Source organism: Kitasatospora sp. NPDC023120 (assembly GCF_055560835.1).
In genome coordinates this window covers 16,220-38,571 of sequence record NZ_JBVHHY010000002.1, presented here as the reverse complement: position 1 = coordinate 38,571, position 22,352 = coordinate 16,220, and the positions used below count along the sequence as shown (strand labels likewise).

Sequence of the window (22,352 nt, the reverse complement as noted above, 5' to 3'; positions counted from 1 at the left end):
GCTCAGCCGAACGGGCGGTGCTCCGGCGGCGAGTCCGCCGTCGCCGTCGCCTCGGGTGCCTCCGCCGGTGCGGAGGGGAGGTCGGGCATGGCGAAGGGATCGAAGTCCGGCGGGGGGACCATGACCGGGGTGCCCTTGGGCCGGCTCTCCTCCCCGTCCGCAGCCTCCGTCTCGACCGGCGCCGGGACGACGGACGCCGGGACGACGGGCGGGGTCGAGGGCGGCGGTGGGACGGCCGGGCCCTGAGCGGCGAGGGTGGTGCCGAACGGGTCGCTCTTCTGCTCGGACGCGACCGTGGTGCCGAAGGGGTCGGCGGCCGCGGGCGCCCCGGTGGGCCGGGTGACGGGGGCCACCGCCGGTGCGGAGGCGAGGTCGGGCATGGCGAAGGGGTCGAAGTCCGGCGGCGGGACCATGACCGGGGTGCCCTTCGGCCGGTCGTCCGCGGCCGGCTCGACCTCGGCGGCGGTCGACTCGGCGACCGGGGCGAAGGGGTTGAAGTCCGCGGGCGGCACGCGCACCGGCGTGCCGCGCAGGTGGACGGGAACCTCCTTCGGCTCCTCCTCCGCCACCCTCACCGGGACGCTCTCCTCTGCCCGGGCCTCTGCCCGGGCCTCTGCCCGAGCCTCCGCCCCGGTCTCCGCGACCGGAGCCGGAGCAGGGGCCTGCGGGGAAGCCGACGCGGCGGCGGCCGCAGCCGACTCGCCGTCCCAGCCGAACTGGATGCTCTTCAGCAGCTCCGCGAACACCTCGGTGTACAGCTCCCAGTCCTCCGGCCGCGGCGTGGACAGCTGGGCGCACAGCACCGTCCCGCCGTCCGGCAGCGGCACGAAGGCCTGGACGGCGGAGGTGACCACCCAGCGCCGCTGGCCGTCGGCGGCCAGCGGTCCGGGCACCGGGACGGTCCGTCCCTCGACCAGGACGGCGGCCGGGCCGGCCGGCAGCAGGACCGTCCACACTTCGGCGTGCCGCCGGACGGTGGCGAGTTCGGTGGCGAGCGCGGTGATCGGCAGCGGGTGCCGAGCGAGCGAGATGACGAGGGCGGCGTCCGAGGCGCGGTCGTCGAGCTCCAGGGCGCAGACGCCCGCGTAGACGACGCCCGCGTCGTGGATCAGGTCGGCCAGGGTGGCGGAGACGACCGCGAAGTCGCGGCGCGGCTCGAGGCCGGTGGCGCCGAACAGTTCCTCGGCGACCTCGGCCAGGTGGCCGGTCAGCTCCGCGGCGGCCGCCACGGTGGCCGCGGAGATGCCGTCGGCCGGGTCCGCGTCGGCGGGCAGCGGCGGCACCGTACGGGCGGAGACCCCGGGGGCACCGCCGGGGGAGGTCAGCGGGTGGAAGCCGGGCGGCACGACCAGCCGGACCTCGGCGCCCGCGCCGGTGGGCAGTTCGAACGGCTGCCGGGTCTGCTGTCCGGCTGCCAGCGCGGCCAGCGCCGGGGCGAACGGCGGGCGCAGCTTGGCGTCGGCGAACTCGCCGGTGACCGGCAGCTGGAACAGTGCGGCCGAGGTGGTGCCCCGGTCGGCGATGGCGCCGCGCACCGCCCCGCCGCCGTAGCGGGACTGCAGCGCGCCGATCACCCGGTCGGCGATCCGCGCGCCGGTGCCGGGACGGGCGGTGCCGGCGGTGACCACCGTGCCGAGCCGGTCGAAGGCGGTGTACACCGGGCCGTTGGGGGCCAGCGGCAGGCCGAACAGTGCCTCGGCGGCGGGGTGTCCGGCGGCCCGAAGGGCACTCAGCGAGGCCGCCGGGTGGCGCGAGGTGTGCTCGTCGAAGAGGGCGTCGGTGAGCGTGCCGAGGGTCGCGCAGACCTGCTCGGCTGCCGCGAAGGGGTTGGCCTGCGCGCTGAATTGGACGTCCTGGGTCAACTGGTGAGCCCCCCGCTCTGCTCCGTCTGCCGTCGGTGGTTCGGGTGGGACCGGGCCCGCCGCGTCGGCGAGCCGTCAAATCCCTGCCCATTCCTATCAGAGCCCACCGTCCTGACCGAACCGCAGGATGACCCGATGATCACCCGGGCCAGCGTGGTGACCAGCCCTCCGGCGAGCCCGATGCGGCCGGAGCCGGCCCCGAGGCGGTCCTCAGCGCCTGCCCGGCGGTCACTCGGCGGCGGCCCCGGCGGCCGGTTCGCCCGGGGTCCCGGTGGCGAGCGCGGTGATCGCGTCGAGGATCCCCGGGACGGCCAGCAGCCCGGCGAGGTCCTGCACCAGGCGCCCGGTCGGGCCCTCCGGGCGTTCGTCGGCGAAGAAGGAGGACAGTTCGGCGGCGAGCGCCGGCTCCCGGGCGGCTGTGAGGGTGAGCGCCGCGACGAACTCCTGCACCAGGTGCAGCTGCAGCTCCTCCAGCGGCACCGAGCGCTCGCCGAGCCACTCCAGCGAGGTGATCTCGGCGTTGGCGATCCAGGCGCGGACGGTCAGCCGCAGCCCGGGACTGGGCGAGGGCAGCGCCAGGTGGGCCAGGATCTGCTCCTGCGCGGCCCGGCGGACCTCGTCGATCACCGCCGAGGTGCCCGCGCTGGCCGCCACCGAACCGCCGCGCAGCAGGGCCGCGAAGCCCGGACCATGGCTCTGCACGAAGTCCAGGTAGCGGCCCATCACCCGGTACAGCCGCTCCGACAGCGGCCCCTCCATGGGCTCCTCGAAGCGGGCCGACAGCTCCTGGCCGGCCCGCCGCAGCGACTCCTCGTACAGCGCCTGCTTGCCGGGGAAGTAGTGGTAGACCAGCGGCCTGGAGGCGCCCGCGGCGGCGGCGATGTCGTCGATCGACACCTCCTCCGGCGGCCGCCGGCTGAACAGCTCCAGCGCCACGGCGATCAGCTGCTCCCGCCGCTCGTCCACGCTCAGCCGCCGACGGGGCCGCTCACCCGCCGCCGCCCGGTCGGGTGCGGAGGTCCGTGCTGCGCGGTCGGCCGTCGGGGACGGCGTACGGGAGGCCATGCCCGCCAGCCTATCCGGCGGCCGTCCGGCAGCCCATGCGGCCCGAGAGCGCGTGAACCCGTGCGGCGCGTGAGTGCGGCGGGGGTCGAGGACGCGCCCCACACGGCCTTGAGGTCCAGGTAGCGGCGGTAGGCCTCGAGGCCGTCGGCGACGAAGGTGTCGCGGGTGAGGCGTTCGGCGAGCTCGTCGGGGGTGAGCCAGGCGTGCCAGGCGACTTCGGACTCCTGCGGGGAGACCGGGCCGTCCCACTCCGCCTCGTACATGTCGCACCACCAGCTGAGCTTGCCGCCGTCGGGCTCCCGGAAGAGGAACTTGAACAGCGGGCGCGGGGCGATCCCGTGGACGCCGAGCTCCTCCTCGGCCTCGCGGACGGCCGCCTCGGCGTAGCTCTCGCCGGAGCCGACGACGCCGCCGACGAACATGTCGTACGCGCCGGGGGCGAACAGCTTGGTGTCGGTGCGGCGGTGGACGAAGATCCGTCCGGCCGGGTCGCGGACCAGGACGAAGACGCAGCGGTGGATCAGACCGCGCCGGTAGACCTCGGCCCGCAGGGCGGTCCCGATCACCCGGTCGTGCTCGTCGACGACGTCCAGAAGTTCCTCGGAAGGGTTGGTCATGACCGACAGGTTAGGGTTTCGGGGCCCGGTTCGAACGGACTTCCACGAATCGTCGAAAGCGGGCAGGTCAGGCAGGTCGGGACGGGCTGAAGGCGGCACGCGGTGGTGGAGATCTGGGGCGAGACGGCCGAGGGGTTCGAGCCCGTACGGGAGGCCTTCGCGCGCAACTTCGCCGAGTTCGGCGAACTCGGCGCGGCCTTCGCGCTGTACGTGCACGGCCGCAAGGTGGTCGACCTGTGGGGCGGCGACGCCCGGCCCGAGGTCGGTGGGCGGCCCGCGCCCGCGGTGCCGTGGACGGCGGACACCGCGCAGGTGCTGCGCTCGGTCACCAAGGGCCTGACCGCGACCACCGCGCTGCTGGCCGCCGAGCGCGGCCTGCTGGACCTGGACGCACCGGTGGCCTCGTACTGGCCGGAGTTCGCGGCGGGCGGCAAGGGCGGGGTGCCGGTGCGCTGGCTGCTCTCGCACCAGGCCGGGGTGCCCGCGCTGGATGTGCCGCTGCGGCTGGAGGACGTGCTCACCTGGGAGCGCGCGGCGGCCGCGGTCGCCGCGCAGGAGCCCGCCTGGGAGCCCGGCACGGCGCACGGCTACCACCCGTACACCTTCGGCTGGCTGGTCGGCGAGGTGGTGCGGCGGGTGAGCGATCGGACCATCGGACAGTACTTCGCCGAGGAGATAGCCCGCCCGCTCGGGCTGGACCTGTGGATCGGGCTGCCGGCCGGGGCCGCGCCGCGGGTCGGCAAGCTGGTCGACCTGCCCGCCCCGGAGGCGGCCCGGACCGGACCGAGCGGGCTGCGGCTGCGGCCCAAGCAGAACGTCCGGGACGCCTACCAGGACCCGACCTCGCTGACCGCGCGGGCCTTCGCCTCGGTGCGTCCCGGGGTCGACCTCAACGACCCGGCGGTGCAGGCCGCCGAGATCCCCGGCGCCGGCGGCATCGGCACCGCCCGTTCGCTGGCCCGGTTCTACGCGGCGCTGATCGGCGCGGCCGACCGCCCGGACGGCTCGGGAGCGCTGCTGCCGCCGCTGCTCGGCCCGGAGGTGCTGAGCCGCGCGGTCGGTCCGGCGGTGAGCGGGCCGGACCGGGTGCTGATCGTCAACTCCACGTTCGGCCTGGGCTTCTGGCGGCACGGCCCGACCGCGCCGATGGCCTCTCCGGCGAGCTTCGGGCACCCGGGGCGGGGCGGCTCGCTGGGCTTCGCCGACCCGGAGCTGGGGCTGGGCTTCGGCTACGTCACCAACGGCATGCAGCCCGGTGTCACCGGGGACGTCCGCTCGCGGAACCTGATCCGCGCGGTGCGGGGGTGCCTGGGGCTGTCCTGAGCTCCGGCTTCCGGTCCGGGCCCGGCCGGTCTCCCCGGCCCGGCCGGTCTCGTTCCTGGCCCGGTCGGTCAGGCCTGGCCGGTCTCGAAGCGGCTGATCCTCCCGCCGTCGACGGTGAAGCGCCAGGCGGTGCGCATCTCGCCCCAGGTGTCGTTGGTGAAGGTGGCGACCAGCGCGCGGCCGCCGTCCGACTCGGTCTGGACGGCCATCCGCCCGCCGGCGCCGAAGATCTCCCGTTCCGTCCAGTCCGCCAGGTCGCGGTCGGAGCCGTCGTCGGACATGGTCGCGCCGGGGGCGAGGATGGCGTCGAAGGCGTCGCGGTCGCCCGTGTTGATCGCGGTGACGAAGTCGCGGACGGCCGGGTCGGAGAGCTTGGAGACGGCGATGGTCATGCGGGACTCCCGGAGGGGGCGAGGGTTGGGGAGTCCTGTTTACGGCGTCCGCGCGGGCCGTCCGGGCATGTCGGCGGCGCGTCGGGAAAATGTCGGGATTCATGTGCTTAGATCCCGAAACAGGCGATTCGCCCGATAAGCCCGCCACGGGGAGTGGCGGTGGAGCGGGAGGCCCGGTCCGGCCTCCCGCTCCACTCCTGTCCAGCCTGTCGGCCTAGAAGAAGCCGACCGCGTCGGGGGAGTAGCTGACCAGCAGGTTCTTGGTCTGCTGGTAGTGCTCCAGCAGCGACTTGTGGGTCTCCCGCCCGATGCCGGAGTTCTTGTAGCCGCCGAAGGCCGCGTGGGCGGGGTACGCGTGGTAGCAGTTCGTCCACACGCGGCCCGCCTGGATGGCGCGTCCGGCCCGGTGGGCGGTGTTGAGGCTGCGGGTCCACACGCCGGCGCCGAGCCCGTACTGGGTGTCGTTGGCGAGGGCGACGGCCTGGTCGAAGCCGTCGAAGCGGGTCACCGAGACGACCGGGCCGAAGATCTCCTCCTGGAAGACCCGCATCGAGTTGTCGCCCTCGAACACCGTCGGCGTCACGTAGTACCCGCCGGCCAGGGCGCCGCCGAGGTCGGCGCGCTCGCCGCCGGTCAGCACCTTGGCGCCCTCGGCCTGGCCGATCTCGAAGTAGGAGAGGATCTTCTTCAGCTGCTCCACGCTGGCCTGCGCGCCGACCTGGGTGTCGGTGTCCAGCGGGTCGCCCTGGCGCATCGCCCGCACCCGCTGCAGGCCGTCGGCGAGCAGCCGCTCGTAGATCGGGGCCTCGATCAGCGCGCGGCTGGGGCAGGTGCAGACCTCGCCCTGGTTGAGGGCGAACATCGCGAAGCCCTCGACGGCCTTGTCGTAGAACGCGTCCGAGGTGGCGGCGACGTCCGCGAAGAACACGTTGGGGCTCTTGCCGCCGAGCTCCAGGGTGACCGGGATCAGGTTGTCGGCCGCGGCGCGGGAGATCAGTCGGCCAGTGGAGGTCTCGCCGGTGAAGGCGAGCTTGCGGATCCGGGTGCTGGCGGAGAGCGGGGCGCCGGCCTCCTCGCCGAAGCCGGTGACGATGTTCAGCACGCCGGGCGGCAGCAGGTCGGCGGTCAGCTCGGCGAGCAGCAGCACGGAGGCCGGGGTCTGCTCGGCGGGCTTGAGGACCACCGCGTTGCCGGCCGCGAGCGCCGGGGCGAGCTTCCAGATCGCCATCAGGATCGGGAAGTTCCACGGGATGATCTGGCCGACCACGCCCAGCGGCTCGTGGAAGTGGTACGCCACGGTGTCCTCGTCCAGCTGGGAGAGGCTGCCCTGCTGGGCGCGCAGCGCGCCGGCGAAGTAGCGCAGGTGGTCGACGGCGAGCGGGAGGTCGGCGGCCAGCGTCTCGCGCACCGGCTTGCCGTTCTCCCAGCTCTCCGCGACGGCCAGCTGCTCCAGGTTGGCCTCGATCCGGTCGGCGAGCCGCAGCAGCACCTGGGCCCGCTCGGCGGCCGGGGTGCGGCCCCAGGCGGGGGCGGCGGCGTGGGCCGCGTCCAGGGCGGCCTCGATGTCCTCGGCGGTGCCCCGGGCGACCTCGGTGAACACCTCACCGGTGACGGGGGTCGGGTTGCCGAAGTACTCGCCGCGCACCGGGGGCGTCCATCCGCCGCCGATCCAGTGCTCGTACCGGGAGCGGTAGGCGACGATGCTGCCGGGCGTGCCGGGGGGCTGGTAGACCGTCATGCTCTGGTGTCTCCTCGCGACGTCGGGCGCCACCCGGGCCGTCCGGCCGGAGGCGGCGCGCCGGACCGCCCGGGCGGGGTCGGTCCGGCGGGAGGGTTCAGGACACGCACACGGGCCGGACGCCCCCCTCGGGGCGCCCGCCGCGAGCACGATAGCCGCCGGGCGCGCGCCGCGGCTACGGTCCGTACGCCCGTTCCGTACGGACGGTGCGCGTTCCGGCCGGTCGCACAGGCGCGGGTCGGTCTCGCGGTCGGTCGTAGGGTCGGTCGCACGGTCGTTCGCGCGGGCGCGGGCGGCTGCCCCGGCCGGCTGCCCCGGTCGGTGCCGTCGCGGCCGGATGGCCGGGCGGGGCGTCAGACCGCGTGGTACCGGCCGGTGCGGGCCTCCCAGCTGAGGTAGCCCGCCAGCCAGGTGAGCAGCCCGTCCGCGTACCGCTGGGCGATCGTGCGTTCTATCCGGGACAGGCCCAACTCGCGGTAGACGTCGGGGAGTCGCTCGTGCAGCTCGGCGCAGCGCTCGACCATCAGCTGGGCCTCGGCGATGACCGCCGAGCAGGCCTCCTCGGCCGAGCAGCGGCGCTCGCGCTGGACGATCATCACCAGGTTGTTGACGTCGCCGCGCGGCGCCTCCAGCGGGTACGAGCGCACGTCGTTGCTGAGTGACGGTATGTCGGCTGCCAGCTGCCGGAGTTGACGCAGCACCGGGTGGTGCAGGACGGCGGCGGGGACCTCGAACTGGCCGAGCCGTTCGACCATGTCGAAGATGGTCTCCATCGCCGCGGTGCCCCGTCTGAGCTCCAGGTAGCCGTCCCGGTCCGGAGGCCGGGCGGAGATCCGGCCGGCCGCCTCGGCCGGGTGGCTGGCCAGGTAGTACTCCCAGTTGTACGCGGCACGGGCCTGCCAGCGCGCGGGCATGCCGCGCGCGCTGCGGTTCCAGAGGTCGGCGAACGCGGTCTCGACCGCGGAGCCCTGGTCGGGGCGGGCACCGTGCAGGACGGCGATCAACCGTTCGCAGATCGGCGCCACTTCCGAAGGGCGGCGGCCGAGCGGGCCGTCGAACTGGTCGTCGAAGAGGAAGTAGAAGCCCATCAGGTCGGCCGCCAGGGCGAGTTCGTCCGGCCCCGCGTCCGGGTAGCCCAGCGCGGCGAGGTCCACCACCTCCCAGTGCGCGTAGCCGGGGTGGTCGGCGTCGGGGAGCATCGGGTGACGGATCAGCCAGTCGCGGTGCAGCGCCGTGGCGTACGGGCCGTACGGACTGCGGCGGTGCGGGAACGGAATCTGAAGTGAGGTGTCGTCAGACATCGGACTCCCGGTGCAGCGGAGGGTGGGGGCGCTTGTGGTTCGAGCACTGAGTGTGGGGGGGAGTTGACACGGCGAGGCCGAGAAGGTGAGGGTGGTTTCGCAAGATCATCTGCGCCTCAGGGGCCGTAGGGTATCTGATGTAATGATCGGACGTTAGGGATATAGGGCAATTGCCCTTGGCAAGTCGCCCGAACCCTCACCGTCCGCCCCAGCCTGCACGAATGCCGCACAGTGAGGCCCACGCAGCGCTACTCTCGGCTCCACGCAGTGGTGGAGCTGAGAGCGATCGGGCAAGGCGGAGGCGCGACGGTGACCGAGCAGGAGAACGAACTTCGGACGGGGACCGGTTCCAGCCGGGACGGCGACGGCACCGCGCCCCGCGTCCGACTGCGCGACCGCGACGCCGAACTGCGCTCGGTGGAAGCCGCCGTCGACCGGCTCTGCCGCGAATTCGCCGCCGGCGGCACCGAGATCGGCGACCTGCTCGCCTTCTCCGGACGCCCCGGCATCGGCAAGACCAGCCTGCTGCACGAGGTCCGGCGGATCGCCAAGCTGCGCGAGGGCGCCACCGTGCTGTTCGCCCGGGGTGGCGAACGGCAGTTCAAGGAGCCCTACCACGTGCTGCGCCAGCTGCTCCAGCCCGTGCTCAGCGACCTGCAGCCTGATGTCTTCCGCCAGGTCATGGGCACCTGGGAGGAGGTCGTCGGGCCGGCCATGGGCCTCAAGCAGCCCAAGGCCGGCGCCCGCCGCCTCGACCCGCAGGGCGTGCGCGACGGCCTCGACTACGTCCTCACCCAGCTCGCACCGCGTCGCGCGCCGATGGTGATGATCGTCGACGACCTGCACTGGGCCGACGCCGAATCCCTGTCCTGGCTCGCCAAGTTCGCCGTCCGTTCCGGCGAACTGCCCGTCCTGCTGGTCTTCGCCTTCCGCGAGGACGAGAACGACTGGCCTGCCGAGACCCAGGAGTTCCGCCGGGACGTCGTCGGCTCAAGGGCCGTAAGCACGAGCTCAACCGGCTCAACCTCAGCTCCGTCACCGACATGATCCGCGCCGAACTCGGCGACAAGGCCGAGGACGCCTTCTGCTACGAGTTCTGGAACGTCGTCAACGGCAACCCCTTCGAGGCCGGTCGCCTGCTCGACCAGGTCCGCGACCAGGAGCTCGAACCGGTCGAGGAGAACTCCCGGCAACTGCGCGAACTCGCCGTCGATGCCACCGGGATGACCCTCAAGAGCTGGCTGGACCAGCTCGGAGCCAGCACCCTGCGCTTCGCCTGGGCCTGCGCCATGCTCGGCACCGACATCCGGGTCGACCTCGCCACCCGGATCTCCACCCAGAGCACCGAGGGCGCCCGCGACTCCATCAAGCAGCTGCGCAAGCAACGCGTGCTCACCCAAGCCCCCAACGGGAACCTCGAGTTCGTCCACCCGCTGATCGCCAGCTCGATCTACAACACCATGCCGGACGCCACCCGACTCGGCATGCACGGCATCGCCGCCGTCGAGATCGAGAACGCCGGACTCGGCCTGCTCGCCGCCTCCCGCCACCTGGTCGAGACCCACTCCGGCGAGGGCGACGACCGGATCGTCAAGAAGCTGCGCCGCGCCGCCGTCGAGCACCAGCTGATCGGCGCCCCCGAGGCCGCCCAGCGCTGCCTCAACCGTGCGCTCAACGAGCCGCCCGCCGATGAGATCAAGGCCGAGGTGCTGTACGAACTCGGCTGCTCCGCCCTGCTCACCGACCCCGTGGCCACCGTCAACCAGCTCAAGCTCGCCCTCGACCCCGACGAGGTGCCGCTGCGCCCCGAACTGCGGGTGGACGCCACCTTCCGGCTCTCCGAGGTGCTCGCGCACAGCGGCGAGCTGCGCCAGGCCGCGCTGGTCTGCCAGGAGGAGGCGCAGCAGACCGACGACCCGGCCGGGCGGCAGCGCCTCCAGGCCGCCTCGTTCATGTGGCACGCCTTCCGCAAGTCCGAGGAGGACGGACCGGGCCGCTCCGCCCGGCTCGGCGAGATGTGTGACGGCCTGACCGGCCGGGAGGCCGCCGACCGGGCCGTGCTCGCCATGCGGGCCTGGGACCTCACCCTGCGCGGCGCCTCCTCCGCCGACGCGCTCGCTCTCGCCGACAACGTCCTGGACGGCGAGCGGCTGCCCAAGGGCCTCGGCTGGACCGACACCACCTGGGGCTTCGAACTGCCCTCCATGCTCGCCCTGACCTACATCTACAACGACCGCGTCGCCCAGGCCGAGCGGCTGGCCGCGGACGCCATCATCCAGTTCGAGGTGGCCGGTTGGAGCGGCGCCCACCGGGGCTTCGCGTACTTCCTGATGGGGCTGGCCCGGTTCCGCCGCGGCCTGCTCGCCGAGGCCGAGGACTTCCTGCGCCGGGCGTACCGGATCTCCGAGCGGATCGCGCCGAAGCTGCCGCTGGCCTGGGACGCGGTCGGCGTGCTGGTGGACACCCTGATCGCCCGCGGCCGGATCGAGGAGGCCTGGGAGCTCGCCAACGACTTCGGCTTCCACCCGCCGTACCACGCGACCGCGATGGTGCTGCCGGACGCGGCCTCGCTGTACGGCAAGCTCCTGATCGCCAAGGGCCGGCACGCGGGCGCCGCCGCCGCGCTCACCGAGGCCGGCGCCCAGCTGGAGGTCCGCGGCTGGCGCAACACGGTCTGGGCGCCCTGGGCGGGCCACCTCGCCATCGCGATCGCGGACGACGAGCCCGAGCGCGCCCGCGAGTACGCCCGGAGGGCCGTCCGGTACGCGCACGACTCCGGCACCGCCTCGGCGATCGGCACCGCGCTGCGGCTGCGGGCGCAGGTCGAGGACGGGCAGCAGGCGGTCGAGCTGCTGGAGCAGGCCGTGACGCACCTCGGGCAGTCCCCGGCCGGCTACGAGCACGCCGTCGCGCTGGTCGACCTCGGCGCCGCGCTGCGCCGGGTCGGACGCCTGGAGGACGCCCAGGAGTACCTGTACCAGGGCATCGAGCTGGCCCAGGACTGCTCGGCGGAGGGGCTGGTCGACCGGGCCCGGCGGGAGCTGGCCAACTACGGCCTGCGGCCCAACCGGCTCGGGCTGCGCGACTTCCGGGAGACGCTGGACACGCTCAGCGGCCCGGAGATGGAGGTCGCCCGGCGGGCGGTGCAGGGCCTGCCGCCGCAGCGGATCGCCGAGGAGCTCGGTCTGCACATCGGCCTGGTCAACCGGCGGCTGGCGGCGGTCTACCGCAAGGCGGGCAGCGGGCCGGACGGGCTGGCCTCGGCGCTCGGACTGCCGCCGCAGCAGCGGGACGCGACCCTGCCGGACGACGAGGAGTAGCGGTCGGCCTCCGGACATGGCGGCGACGGTCGGTCAGGGCGACGGTCGGTCAGGGCGGCTGCTGCGTACGGGCGACCGAAGCGGCCAGGCAGCCGTGACCAACGGGCGGCCGAAGGGTACGAGCAGCCGTGACGGACGGACGGGCGGCGCGCGCTGGCGCGGAAGCGCCCCCGCCGTCGCCGCCGTCGCTAGGCTGACGGACTACGGGGCCGCCGCGGCGACCTCCCCGGTGGACCAGGAAGCGGGCGGTCGCGGTGCGCCGCGGCCGACAGTGAGGAGCAGGCCATGGCGAGCGAGGCCACCAGCGTTCGGCACGAACCCCTCGACCCCTCGGGCGCGGGTGCCGCGATCGGGCGCTGGACGCTCACGGCCGGCCCGTACGAGGCGAGCGTGCTCACCCTCGGCGCCACCCTGCACACCCTGAGCGCGCCGGACCGCTCCGGCCGCTCGGCCCAACTGCTGCTCGCCAGCGACGAATTGGCCCAGATCCTGGGCCCGGCCCGGCACTACGGAACGGTGGTGGGCCGGTACGCCAACCGGATCGACCACTCGTCGGTCACCATCGACGGCGAGGAGCACCGGCTCGCCCCGACCGGTGGCGGCATGACGATCCACGGCGGGCCGGACGGCTTCGCGCACCGGATGTGGGCGGCCGAGCCGGTCGAGGGCGGGGTGCGGCTGCGACTGCACAGCCCGGACGGGGACCAGGGCTTCCCGGGAGGGCTGGACGTCTCCGTCGACTACACGCTGGACGCCTCGGGCGAGCTGGTGATCGCCTACCGCGCGGTCACCAACAAGCCGACCGTCGTCAACCTGACCAACCACGCGTACATCAACCTCGCGGGTGAAGGCAGCGGCGACGTCCTCGGGCACCTGCTCACCCTGGACGCCGACGAGTACACCCCGGCCGACGAGCGGCAGATCCCGTACGGGCGGACCGAGCCGGTGGCCGGCACGCCGTTCGACTTCACGGTGGCCACGCCGATCGGCAAGTCGGTGCACGACCCGCACCCGCAGCTGGTCGGTCCGGGCGGCTTCGACCACAACTGGGTGCTGCGCGCCCGGCCGGCGGACGGCAGCCCGGCGCGGGCGGCGCTGCTGGAGGACCCGGCGAGCGGACGCACCCTGGAGGTGCTGACCACCGAGCCGGGCATCCAGGTCTACACGGCGAACAAGTTCCAGGGCGCGGTCACCGGCGCGAGCGGCGTCCCGTACGGTCCGTTCGCCGGGATCGCGCTGGAGACCCAGCACTTCCCGGACTCCCCGCACCACCCGGCGTTCCCCAGCACGGTGCTGCGGCCGGGGGAGGAGTTCCGCTCGACCACCGTGCTGCGGCTGGGGACGAACTAGCGGGTCGCGCTCAGCGGGTCACCGGCGCAGGTCCCGGCGCATGCAGAGCCGGGGCCAGCGGTCCAGGCCGTGCTCGGCCTCCCTGAGGCGGATCTCGCGCAGGCCCGGGGTGACCTCGGCGTCGGTCAGCGGGCGGAAGCCGCAGCGCGCGTAGTAGGGGGCGTTCCAGGGCACCTCGGCGAAGGTGGTGAGGGTGAGCGCGGGGGCGTCGGCGGTCCTCGCGAGGTGCTCGATCAGCGCCCGGCCGATGCCGCGGCGGGCGTGGTCGGGGTGGACCGAGACCTGCTCGATGTGCAGCGCGCCGTCGACCGGCTCGGCCAGCAGGTAGGCGGCGATCGCGCCGTCGGGGGCCTCGGCGGCGAGGGCGACGCCGTGGTCGAGGTAGTGCGCCAGCTCCTCCGGCGCCGGGGGCTCGTCCTCGGCGATCTCCGGCATGCCGATCGCGGCGAAGGGGGCTCCGGCGGCCCGTTCCAGCTCGGCGAGCAGGGGAAGTTCGTCCCCGGTGACGGCTCTGATGCGCATGCGTCCAGTCTCCTGGAGACGGCTTTCAGCCACGGACGGTGGTCCTGTCGGCCACTCCGGGAGGGGCGAATCGGTCAATCCGGGGCAATGGCCGCGCGAATCAACTACCGTGCGGCAACGCCCAGGACACGCGGTTGTAACGATCCCCGTTTCTTGCAGAAACTTGCTGCAAGGACTTTCCGTTGATCTTTCACCGCTGTTAACTTCCTTCCAGCCCGACGGCAGCAAGGATGCGGTCGGCACGAGGCAGCCATTATGCGCCTGTCTCCGAACATCTCGGGCACCCCCACCCTCCCAAGGAGTTCTCATGCGGCGTGGCATCGCGGCCTCTGCCCTCGTTGTGGCCCTCGCGGTCTCGATGGCTGCCTGTGGCAGCAGCGGCTCCAGCTCGGACGGCAAGGCCGACGGGCCGGTCACCCTCACGTACTGGGACACTTCGAACGCCACCAACGAGGCGCCGAACTACCAGGAGCTCGTCAAGAAGTTCGAGGCCGCCAACCCGAACATCAAGGTCGACTTCGTCAACGTCCCGTTCGACCAGGCGCAGAACAAGCTCCAGACCGCCATGGGGGCCAAGGGCGCTCCGGACGTGTTCCGCTCCGAGGTCGGCTGGACCGCCGCCTTCGCCAAGGCCGGCTACCTGGAGCCGCTGGACGGCACCCCGGCCGCCGCCGACACCTCCGCCTTCCAGCCGAGCCTGATCCAGCAGGCCAAGTACGAGGGCAAGCTGTACGGCGTCCCGCTGGTGACCGACACCCTGGGCCTGCTCTACAACAAGGAGCTGTTCACCAAGGCCGGCATCACCGCGGCGCCGAAGACCTGGGACGAGCTGAAGGCCGACGCCGCCGCCGTCAAGGACAAGGCCGGCGTGGACGGCTTCTGGCTGAAGGCCGCCGACGGCTACTACGCGATGCCGTTCCTGTTCGGCGAGGGCACCGACACCGTCGACGCCGCCGGCAAGAAGATCACCGTCACCTCGCCGGAGGCCGTCAAGGCCGTCGAGACCTACAAGACGATGTTCACCGCGCCCGGCACCGCCAAGGCCGACATCACCACCGACGCCTACGCGCACATGATGGACGCCTTCAACAGCGGCAAGGTCGCGGCGATCATCCAGGGTCCCTGGGAGATCACCAACATCTACAAGGGCTCGGCCTTCGCCGACAAGAACAACCTCGGCATCGCGGCCGTCCCCGGCGGCTCCGCGGGCAAGGCCGGCGCCCCCACCGGCGGCCACAACATCTCGGTCTACGCCGGTGCCGACAAGGCCCACAAGGCCGCCGCCGAGAAGTTCGCCGCCTTCATGACCTCGGCCGAGAGCCAGGCGTTCATCGCGCAGAAGAACTCCACCCTGCCCACCCGCTCCGACGCCTTCACGGCCGACGTCAAGGCCGACCCGGGCATCGCCGGCTTCCAGTCCATCCTGACCAGCGCCAAGCCGCGCCCCGAACTGCCCGAGTACAGCTCGCTGTTCGCCTCGCTCAGCACCAACCTGGGCAAGGCCGTCCAGGGCACCGGCACCCAGGACGCGCTGAACACCGTCGCCACCGACTACGCCAAGCTCCTGCCGGGCTTCGCCAAGTAGTCCCCGTGCCCGGCCTGCCACCCCTCCCGGCAGGCCGGGCCGTCGGCTCCCCCGAGACTCCCCCCGAGAAGGTGCAAACGATGTCAGTCGCCGTGCAGGGCGCCACCGGCAAGGGCAGCCGGGAGCGCGAGCAGCGTCCGGGCCTGCTGGAACGCCTCAAGCGCTCCTACGCCAAGCACTGGTACGCCTACGCGATGATCGCCCCGGTCGTGCTGGTGCTCGGCGTGCTGGTGCTCTACCCGCTCGGCCAGGGCATCTGGCTCACCCTCACCGACGCCAACAGCCTCAACGTCGCCCGCAAGATCGGCGTCAACGAGATCCCGGCCGGCTACAGCTTCGTCGGCTTCGACAACTACGCCGACATCCTGTGGGGCCCCGGCTCGTACGACCGCTTCTGGTCGCACTTCGTCTGGACCATCGCCTGGACCGCCGTCTGCGTCTTCCTGCACTACACCCTCGGCCTCGGCCTCGCCCTGCTGCTCAACAAGAAGCTGCGTGGGCGCGCCTTCTACCGGATGATGCTCATCCTGCCCTGGGCCGTGCCGACCTTCGTCACCGTCTTCTCCTGGCGCCTGATGCTCTCCGACGGCGGCGTCGTCAACGGCATCCTCTCCGCCCTGCACCTGCCCGAGCCCGGCTGGCTCACCGACCCGTGGGCGCAGAAGGCGTCCGCGATCCTGGTGAACACCTGGGCCGGCGTGCCGTTCATGATGATCTCGCTGCTCGGCGGCCTGCAGTCCATCCCGGCCGAGCTGTACGAGGCCGCCGAGATGGACGGCGCCACCCCCTGGCAGCGCTTCCGGCACGTCACCATGCCCGGACTGCGCACCGTCTCCTCCACCGTCGTGCTGCTCGGCGTGATCTGGACCTTCAACCAGTTCAACGTCATCTTCCTGCTGTTCGGCAACGGCGCGCCCGACGCCCAGCTGCTGGTCACCTGGGCCTACCGCCTCGGCTTCGGCCAGATCCCCCGGGACTACGCGCAGTCCGCCGCGTACGGCGTGATCCTGCTGTCCATCCTGATCGTCTTCACCGCCTTCTACCGGCGCTGGCTCGCCCGCAACGAGCAGGCCAACGGCTGAGGCCCCGGACCCAGTTGACCCACGAAGGCAGGTAACCCCGATGAGCACCACCACCGAACGCCCGGCCCCCGCGGCGACCGCGGCCCCGGCCGCCCGGCCGGCCAAGGTCCGCCGCCGCGGCGAGAGCAGCCCGCTGGCCCGGGCGCTGTCCCACGGCACCCTGATCGTGGCCAGCCTGATCGCGCTGTTCCCGGTCGGGTGGATCTTCTTCGTCTCGCTCGGCCCGGACAAGACCGACTACCTCCACCCCGGCCAGATCCTCGACAAGCTCACGCTGTCGAACTACCAGCACGTGCTGTCCGACACCGACTTCTTCACCTGGTTCGGCAACGCCCTGCTGGTCTCCGGCATCACCACCGTCTTCGGCGTCATGCTCGCCGCCACCACCGGCTACGCCGTCTCCCGGATGAAGTTCCCCGGGCACAAGCCGCTGATGTGGTCGCTGCTGGTCACCCAGATGTTCCCGATCGCGGTGCTGATCGTGCCGATGTACACGATGCTCTCCGAACTCGGCCTGCTGGACAGCTACACCGGTCTGATCCTGGTCTACTCGACCACCACCGTGCCGTACTGCGCCTGGCTGCTGAAGGGCTACTTCGACACCATCCCGGTCGAGATCGACGAGGCCGGCCGGGTCGACGGGCTCACCCCGTTCGGCACCTTCTGGCGGCTGGTGCTGCCGCTCGCCCGCCCGGGCCTGGCGGTCGCCGCCTTCTACTCCTTCCTCACCTACTGGGCCGAGGTCCCGTTCGCCTCGACGTTCATGCTCAGCTCCGACAAGTACACGCTGGCCGTCGGCCTGCAGACCTTCGTCAGCGAGCACGACGCCCAGTGGAACCTGATGGCCGCGACCGCCGTACTGATCGCCATCCCGTCCGCGGCCTTCTTCTACCTGGTGCAGCGCCACCTGGTCACCGGCCTGACCGCCGGTGCCTCCAAGTCGTGACGCCTGACGCGGCACACCTCGCGCGCAAGGCTCCCCGCTCCTCCGATCCCCAAGGGATACCGTCCATGACCCAGAACCTGGCCGACACCTCCCGGCCTGCCGCCGACACCGCTCACGAGGCGGCCGCCCCGGCTCCTGTGGCCGGCGGCGCGCACAGAGGCTGGTGGCGGGACGCGGTCATCTACCAGGTGTACCCGCGCAGCTTCGCCGACTCCAACGGCGACGGCATGGGCGACCTCCCCGGCATCCGCAGCCGCCTGCCCTACCTGCGCGACCTCGGCGTGGACGCGGTCTGGCTCTCGCCGTTCTACGCCTCGCCGCAGGCGGACGCCGGCTACGACGTCGCCGACTACCGCGCCGTGGACCCGATGTTCGGCACCCTGCTGGACGCCGACGCCCTCATCCGGGACGCCCACCAGCTGGGCATGCGGATCATCGTCGACCTGGTCCCCAACCACTCCTCGGACCAGCACGAGTGGTTCCAGCGCGCCCTGCGCGAGGGCCCCGGCTCCCCGCTGCGCGAGCGCTACCACTTCCGCCCCGGCAAGGGCGAGAAGGGCGAACTGCCCCCCAACGACTGGGAGTCCATCTTCGGTGGCCCGGCCTGGACCCGCACCGAGAACCCGGACGGCACCCCCGGCGACTGGTACCTGCACCTGTTCGCCCCCGAGCAGCCCGACTTCAACTGGGAGAACCGGGCCGTCGCCGACGAGTTCCGCTCGATCCTGCGGTTCTGGCTCGACATGGGCGTGGACGGCTTCCGCATCGACGTCGCCCACGGCCTGGTCAAGGCCCCCGGGCTGCCCGACCTCGGCGGCTCCGACCAGCTCAAGCTGCTCGGCAACGACGTCATGCCGTTCTTCGACCAGGACGGCGTGCACGAGATCTACCGCAGCTGGCGCAAGATCCTCGACGAGTACCCGGGCCAGCGGATCGGCGTCGCCGAGGCCTGGACCCCGACCGTCCAGCGCACCGCCAACTACGTCCGCCCCGACGAGCTGCACCAGGCCTTCAACTTCCAGTACCTGGGCACCGATTGGGACGCCGCCGCGCTGCGCGAGGTGATCGACCTCTCGCTCGACTCGATGCGCCCGGTCGACGCCCCCACCACCTGGGTGCTGTCCAACCACGACGTCACCCGGCACGCCACCCGCTTCGCCAACGAGCCCGGCCTCGGCACCCAGATCCGCACCCCCGGCGACCGCGAACTCGGCCTGCGCCGCGCCCGCGCCGCCACCCTGCTGATGCTCGCGCTGCCCGGCTCCGCGTACATCTACCAGGGCGAGGAGCTCGGCCTGCCGGACGTCACCGACCTGCCCGACGAGGTCCGCCAGGACCCGTCGTTCTTCCGTCAGGCCGGACAGGACGGCTACCGCGACGGCTGCCGCGTCCCGATCCCGTGGTCCGGCACCGAGGCCCCGTACGGCTTCGGACCGGTGGCCGGCGGCCCGTCCTGGCTGCCGCAGCCGGCCGCCTGGGCCGAACTGAGCGTCGAGGCGCAGACCGGCGACCCGTCCTCCACCCTGGAGCTCTACCGCAGCGCACTGGCCGTCCGCCGGGCGCAGGCCGACCTCGGCGCCGGCACCGGGGTCGAGTGGCTGGACGGCCCCGAGGGCACCCTCGCCTTCCGCCGCGGCTCCTTCGTCTGCACCGTGAACACCACCGGCGAGCCGGTGCGGATCGCGGCCCCGGGCAGGCTGCTGCTCGCATCGACCGGCCTCGTGGTGGACGGCGGCGAGACGGTGCTCGCTCCGGACAGCACCGGCTGGTGGGCGGTCTGACGTGGTTGCAATAGGCTCTGGGACCGTGACTACGGCGCGACTCTCAGACATCGCGGCACAGGCGGGGGTCAGCGAAGCCACCGTCTCCCGCGTGCTCAACGGCAAGGCGAACGTCTCCGCCGCCACCCGGCAGACGGTGCTGGCCGCACTCGACGTGCTCGGGTACGAGCGGCCGACCCGGCTGCGGCAGCGCAGCGCCGGGCTGATCGGGCTGATCACGCCGGAGCTGAGCAACCCGATCTTCCCCGCGCTGGCGCAGGTGATCGAGCAGGTGCTCAGCCGGCACGGCTTCACGCCGGTGCTGTGCACCCAGACCCCGGGCGGATCCACCGAGGACGAACTGGTGGAGATGCTGGTGGACCGGGGCGTGGCGGGCATCGTCTTCGTCTCCGGGTTGCACGCCGACACCACGGCCGACCACGACCGGTACGCGCGGTTGGCCGGGCGCGGGGTGCCGTTCGTGCTGATCAACGGCTACAGCGAGAAGATCGACGCGCCGTTCATCTCGCCGGACGACCGGGCCGCGATGTGGATGGCCGTCCAGCACCTCGCCGAGCTCGGACACGAGCGGATCGGGCTGGCGGTCGGGCAGCGCAGGTACGTGCCCGTGCTGCGCAAGATAGAAGGCTTCACGGCGGCGATGAGGGAGGTGCTCGGGCGCACCCAGGAGGAGGCCGAGGACCTCGTCCACCACACGCTGTTCAGCGTGGAGGGCGGACACGCGGCGGCCGGCGCGCTGCTCGACAAGGGCTGCACGGCGATCGTCTGCGGGAGCGACATGATGGCGCTCGGAGCGATCCGGGCGGTGCGGCAGCGCGGGCTTTCGGTGCCGCAGGACGTGTCGGTGGTCGGCTTCGACGACTCGCCGCTGATCGCCTTCACTGAGCCGCCGTTGACCACGATCCGCCAGCCGGTCGAGGCGATGGCCACCGCGGCGGTGGACGCGCTGCTGGAGGAGGTCGGCGGGAACGCCGTCCAGCGCGGCGAGTTCATGTTCCAGCCGGAGCTGGTGATGCGCGGGTCCACCGGGGCCTGCGCGCGCTGAGCGGCGGCAGCCGGGGCCGACGTGCCGAGGCACCGAGAGGCCGAGGTGCCGACGTGCCGAGGTGCCGACGTGCCGAGGTGCCGAGAGGCCAACGTGCCGACGCGCCGAGGCGCCGAGAGGCCAAGGGAAGGGCCCCGGAGGGCAGTTGACCTCCGGGGCCCTTCGGCGTGCGCCGGGATCAGCCCTCCTGGGCGGTCGGGCGCTCGACGGTGAGGCGGTGGCCGTCGGCCGCTTCGCCGGTACGGGTCTCGGTACGGCGGCCGCGGGCCAGGTAGTCGCGCAGGACCAGTTCGACGGCGTCCTGCGGGTTCTTGGTACCGGAGAGCATCATCGCGTCGATCGCGAGGTTCGCGTCGAGCGTGACGGTGACCTGGGCCATGTGACTCCTCCTCGGGTGCAGAGCAGCAGCATGCCCGTCGGAGCGGGGTTTCACCACGGAATGCGCCGGAACCCCCGGGTACGTGCCGGGATCGTCCACAGGCCGCCCGCGGGTACGCCGGAACCCCCGGGGAGGAGCGACCAGACTCTCCCCGGGGGCGGCTCGGTGCTGAGGGCTTGGGCTGCCCGCCGTCCTCAGACGCGGCCGGCGAAGTCCGGGGCCCAGTTGGCGATGGTCTGCTCGCGCACGCCCGAGCTCGGGTTGGCGGCCTCGACGTACTTGCCGCCGCCGACGTAGATCGCGACGTGGTAGACGCCCGAGTCCTTGCCGTTGTTGGACCAGAACAGCAGGTCGCCCGGCTGCAGGCTGTCCAGCGAGACGTGGGTGCTGGCGGCGGCCTGGTCGGCGGCGACGCGCGGGACGGAGATGCCCGCGGCGCGCAGCGCGGCCTGGGTCAGGCCGGAGCAGTCCCAGCCGCCGTTGCCGGTGCCGCCGTAGACGTACGCCTGGCCGACCTTGGACTCGGCGAAGGCGACCGCGGCGGCCATGCTGCCGGTGGCGGCCTGGGCGGGGGCCTGGGCCTGCGCCGGGGCGGCCGGCTTGGCGGCGGGGGTCTGGGCGACCGGCTGGGCGTTCACGGAACCACCGTTCGCGGACTGACCGGACTTCTGCGAGCGGTTGAACCAGGTGAAGTCCGAGCCGGACTTGTCCGCGGAGCCCGACTGCTGGGCCTGGCCGCTGTCGCCGAAGGACAGGTGCTGGCCCGGGTAGATGCTGTCCGGACCCTCGGTCAGGGTGCTGCGGTTGAGCTCGTACAGCCGCTGCCAGCCGCCCTGGACGTTGTGCTTGTCGGCGATCGAGGACAGCCAGTCGCCCTCGACGACGGTGTAGTCGTCGCCCTGGGCCCACTGGTGGCTCTTCTGGGCCCAAGAGCCGGTGGCGTCCTGCGCGGCGTCCTGGGCGGGCGCGGCGGGCTTGGCCGGCTTCGCAGCCGGGGCCGGGGCCTGGGCCGGCGCGGCGGGCTTGGCGGCCGGGGCGGCGGGCGCGGCCGGCTTGGCGGCGGCCGAGGTGTCGACGGCCGCCGGGGCGCCGCCCTTGGTCAGGCCGGCCTGGACCGAGCACACCGGCCAGGCGCCGGGGCCCTGCGAGGCGAGCACCTTCTCGGCGACGGCGATCTGCTGGTCCTTGGTGGCCAGGTCGGCGCGCGAGGCGTAGGCGGTGCCGCCGAAGGCGGACCAGGTGCTCTGGGTGAACTGGAGGCCGCCGTAGAAGCCGTTGCCGGTGTTGATGCTCCAGTTGCCGCTGCTCTCGCACTGGGCGACCTTGTCCCAGGTCGCGACGGAGGCGGCGGAGGCGGTGCCGGTGACGAGGCACGGAACGGTGAGGCCGACGCCCGCGACGCCGATGGCGGCGATCACGCGACGGGTGCGGCTGGACAGGCGAGAGCCGTTGGTGGGCAGCATGAAGACGCGGTCCTCTCCCACGCCTGCGAGGTGAGCTGTCGGATTCGGGCTGGAGTTGCCCGGCCGCGCGTTGGCGCGGCTTCACCCCTAGCCCTGGACCGTTCCGGAGAGCGGTCCGGGGCGACTTACCTGTGGGTCCCCCGCTCCTGCCGTGGTGCGTTTTCGCGCTGCCAGGACATCCGACGGCAGGACTCGGCGTTGCGGATGAACTGGGTCCGTGTGGTCACGAACGGGGAGCACGTTAAGCAGACTTAAGTTCAAACTGCAAACAGCTGTGACGCTCATCACGGTTTAGTGAGAACTGCCAAACTGGCTGGCAATCATGATCGTAAATGATCGTTTTTCGGCAATTCTGTTGCGGATGCCCACAACTGTCATTGCCTCAGGAGCGCTGTGACGGTGTGTCGAAGCGTAAAGCGGCGCAGCCGTCGAAGCGGGGGAGTGGGGGTAATTCGAGCGCCGGGAAGTGCGCTCGCCATTTCCTGGCAAAATGCGTCAGAACGGACATTACGTTTCATTGCCCGCTTAACTCTCGTACGGCGCAAGCCCGTACGGTGCCGGTTCCTACGGTGCATGCCCGT

The 22,352-nt window shown here is 72.6% G+C and carries 17 protein-coding genes, 1 pseudogene and 1 riboswitch; of the genes and pseudogenes, 9 read left to right on the top strand and 9 right to left on the bottom strand.

Features of this window, described 5'->3' with window-relative positions:
• Positions 1-2 precede the first annotated feature (2 nt).
• The 3 genes and pseudogenes from ACZ3TI_RS02805 to ACZ3TI_RS02795 form a co-directional block, all read right to left on the bottom strand.
• Positions 3-1,862, bottom strand: a complete 1,860-nt coding sequence (locus ACZ3TI_RS02805) for a hypothetical protein (protein ID WP_465722568.1) — start codon at positions 1,860-1,862, stop codon at positions 3-5.
• 228 nt (positions 1,863-2,090) lie between these two features.
• Complete coding sequence (locus ACZ3TI_RS02800; RefSeq protein ID WP_465722566.1) at positions 2,091-2,927, bottom strand: TetR/AcrR family transcriptional regulator; 837 nt, start codon at positions 2,925-2,927, stop codon at positions 2,091-2,093.
• A gap of 128 nt (positions 2,928-3,055) precedes the next feature.
• A pseudogene (locus ACZ3TI_RS02795) lies at positions 3,056-3,544 on the bottom strand (NUDIX hydrolase); the annotation flags it as partial.
• A gap of 102 nt (positions 3,545-3,646) precedes the next feature.
• On the opposite strand from ACZ3TI_RS02795, the gene ACZ3TI_RS02790 reads away from it, so the two are divergent.
• Positions 3,647-4,867 (top strand): serine hydrolase domain-containing protein, encoded by a 1,221-nt coding sequence (locus ACZ3TI_RS02790; protein ID WP_465722564.1) that lies wholly within the window; start codon positions 3,647-3,649, stop codon positions 4,865-4,867.
• Between the two features lie 68 nt (positions 4,868-4,935).
• On the opposite strand, the gene ACZ3TI_RS02785 is transcribed toward ACZ3TI_RS02790, so the two are convergent.
• The 3 genes from ACZ3TI_RS02785 to ACZ3TI_RS02775 form a co-directional block, all read right to left on the bottom strand.
• Positions 4,936-5,259, bottom strand: coding sequence for a nuclear transport factor 2-like protein (locus tag ACZ3TI_RS02785; RefSeq protein WP_465722562.1), 324 nt, complete (start codon positions 5,257-5,259; stop codon positions 4,936-4,938).
• 214 nt (positions 5,260-5,473) lie between these two features.
• Entirely contained in the window at positions 5,474-6,997 is a 1,524-nt protein-coding gene (gene exaC, locus ACZ3TI_RS02780; protein WP_465722560.1) for an acetaldehyde dehydrogenase ExaC, read from the bottom strand.
• 353 nt (positions 6,998-7,350) lie between these two features.
• Positions 7,351-8,298, bottom strand: a complete 948-nt coding sequence (locus ACZ3TI_RS02775; RefSeq protein WP_465722558.1) for a terpene synthase family protein — start codon at positions 8,296-8,298, stop codon at positions 7,351-7,353.
• A 309-nt stretch (positions 8,299-8,607) separates the two neighbouring features.
• On the opposite strand from ACZ3TI_RS02775, the gene ACZ3TI_RS02770 reads away from it, so the two are divergent.
• From ACZ3TI_RS02770 to ACZ3TI_RS02760, 3 genes are all read left to right on the top strand, one after another.
• A complete protein-coding gene (locus tag ACZ3TI_RS02770) occupies positions 8,608-9,345 on the top strand; it encodes an AAA family ATPase (RefSeq protein ID WP_465722556.1) in 738 nt (245 codons plus the stop codon).
• Entirely contained in the window at positions 9,342-11,618 is a 2,277-nt protein-coding gene (locus ACZ3TI_RS02765; RefSeq protein WP_465722554.1) for an ATP-binding protein, read from the top strand. Before ACZ3TI_RS02770 ends, ACZ3TI_RS02765 begins: the two co-directional genes overlap by 4 nt.
• Before the next feature lie 285 nt (positions 11,619-11,903).
• Positions 11,904-12,968, top strand: coding sequence for an aldose epimerase family protein (locus tag ACZ3TI_RS02760; protein ID WP_465722552.1), 1,065 nt, complete (start codon positions 11,904-11,906; stop codon positions 12,966-12,968).
• A gap of 18 nt (positions 12,969-12,986) precedes the next feature.
• On the opposite strand, the gene ACZ3TI_RS02755 is transcribed toward ACZ3TI_RS02760, so the two are convergent.
• Complete coding sequence (locus ACZ3TI_RS02755; protein ID WP_465722550.1) at positions 12,987-13,490, bottom strand: GNAT family N-acetyltransferase; 504 nt, start codon at positions 13,488-13,490, stop codon at positions 12,987-12,989.
• A 307-nt stretch (positions 13,491-13,797) separates the two neighbouring features.
• On the opposite strand from ACZ3TI_RS02755, the gene ACZ3TI_RS02750 reads away from it, so the two are divergent.
• The 5 genes from ACZ3TI_RS02750 to ACZ3TI_RS02730 all read left to right on the top strand — a co-directional run bounded on the left by ACZ3TI_RS02750 (position 13,798) and on the right by ACZ3TI_RS02730 (position 19,929).
• The gene (locus tag ACZ3TI_RS02750) at positions 13,798-15,075 is read left to right on the top strand and encodes an extracellular solute-binding protein (protein WP_465722548.1); all 1,278 of its coding nucleotides are present in this window, start codon (positions 13,798-13,800) and stop codon (positions 15,073-15,075) included.
• 80 nt (positions 15,076-15,155) lie between these two features.
• A complete protein-coding gene (locus ACZ3TI_RS02745; protein ID WP_465722546.1) occupies positions 15,156-16,157 on the top strand; it encodes a carbohydrate ABC transporter permease in 1,002 nt (333 codons plus the stop codon).
• Positions 16,158-16,197: 40 nt separating this feature from the next.
• On the top strand, positions 16,198-17,103 hold the full coding sequence (locus tag ACZ3TI_RS02740; RefSeq protein WP_465722544.1) for a sugar ABC transporter permease: 906 nt from the start codon (positions 16,198-16,200) through the stop codon (positions 17,101-17,103).
• Between the two features lie 65 nt (positions 17,104-17,168).
• Entirely contained in the window at positions 17,169-18,884 is a 1,716-nt protein-coding gene (locus tag ACZ3TI_RS02735; RefSeq protein ID WP_465722542.1) for a glycoside hydrolase family 13 protein, read from the top strand.
• Between the two features lie 25 nt (positions 18,885-18,909).
• Entirely contained in the window at positions 18,910-19,929 is a 1,020-nt protein-coding gene (locus ACZ3TI_RS02730; protein ID WP_465722540.1) for a LacI family DNA-binding transcriptional regulator, read from the top strand.
• A gap of 178 nt (positions 19,930-20,107) precedes the next feature.
• On the opposite strand, the gene ACZ3TI_RS02725 is transcribed toward ACZ3TI_RS02730, so the two are convergent.
• Positions 20,108-20,308 (bottom strand): hypothetical protein, encoded by a 201-nt coding sequence (locus tag ACZ3TI_RS02725; protein ID WP_465722538.1) that lies wholly within the window; start codon positions 20,306-20,308, stop codon positions 20,108-20,110.
• A gap of 194 nt (positions 20,309-20,502) precedes the next feature.
• A complete protein-coding gene (locus ACZ3TI_RS02720) occupies positions 20,503-21,771 on the bottom strand; it encodes a transglycosylase family protein (protein WP_465723306.1) in 1,269 nt (422 codons plus the stop codon).
• Positions 21,772-21,778: 7 nt separating this feature from the next.
• Positions 21,779-21,948: riboswitch (cyclic di-AMP (ydaO/yuaA leader) on the bottom strand.
• Positions 21,949-22,352 lie beyond the last annotated feature (404 nt).

What these genes read in the sequence shown, in the direction of transcription:
- ACZ3TI_RS02765 (WP_465722554.1), top strand. Translation starts at nt 9,342, where the DNA reads ATGATCCGCGCCGAACTCGGCGACAAGGCCGAGGACGCCTTCTGCTAC.
- exaC (WP_465722560.1), bottom strand. Translation starts at nt 6,997, where the DNA reads ATGACGGTCTACCAGCCCCCCGGCACGCCCGGCAGCATCGTCGCCTAC.
- ACZ3TI_RS02760 (WP_465722552.1), top strand. Translation starts at nt 11,904, where the DNA reads ATGGCGAGCGAGGCCACCAGCGTTCGGCACGAACCCCTCGACCCCTCG.
- ACZ3TI_RS02735 (WP_465722542.1), top strand. Translation starts at nt 17,169, where the DNA reads ATGACCCAGAACCTGGCCGACACCTCCCGGCCTGCCGCCGACACCGCT.
- ACZ3TI_RS02720 (WP_465723306.1), bottom strand. Translation starts at nt 21,771, where the DNA reads ATGCTGCCCACCAACGGCTCTCGCCTGTCCAGCCGCACCCGTCGCGTG.
- ACZ3TI_RS02725 (WP_465722538.1), bottom strand. Translation starts at nt 20,308, where the DNA reads ATGGCCCAGGTCACCGTCACGCTCGACGCGAACCTCGCGATCGACGCG.
- ACZ3TI_RS02775 (WP_465722558.1), bottom strand. Translation starts at nt 8,298, where the DNA reads ATGTCTGACGACACCTCACTTCAGATTCCGTTCCCGCACCGCCGCAGT.
- ACZ3TI_RS02740 (WP_465722544.1), top strand. Translation starts at nt 16,198, where the DNA reads ATGAGCACCACCACCGAACGCCCGGCCCCCGCGGCGACCGCGGCCCCG.
- ACZ3TI_RS02785 (WP_465722562.1), bottom strand. Translation starts at nt 5,259, where the DNA reads ATGACCATCGCCGTCTCCAAGCTCTCCGACCCGGCCGTCCGCGACTTC.
- ACZ3TI_RS02800 (WP_465722566.1), bottom strand. Translation starts at nt 2,927, where the DNA reads ATGGCCTCCCGTACGCCGTCCCCGACGGCCGACCGCGCAGCACGGACC.
- ACZ3TI_RS02745 (WP_465722546.1), top strand. Translation starts at nt 15,156, where the DNA reads ATGTCAGTCGCCGTGCAGGGCGCCACCGGCAAGGGCAGCCGGGAGCGC.
- ACZ3TI_RS02755 (WP_465722550.1), bottom strand. Translation starts at nt 13,490, where the DNA reads ATGCGCATCAGAGCCGTCACCGGGGACGAACTTCCCCTGCTCGCCGAG.
- ACZ3TI_RS02750 (WP_465722548.1), top strand. Translation starts at nt 13,798, where the DNA reads ATGCGGCGTGGCATCGCGGCCTCTGCCCTCGTTGTGGCCCTCGCGGTC.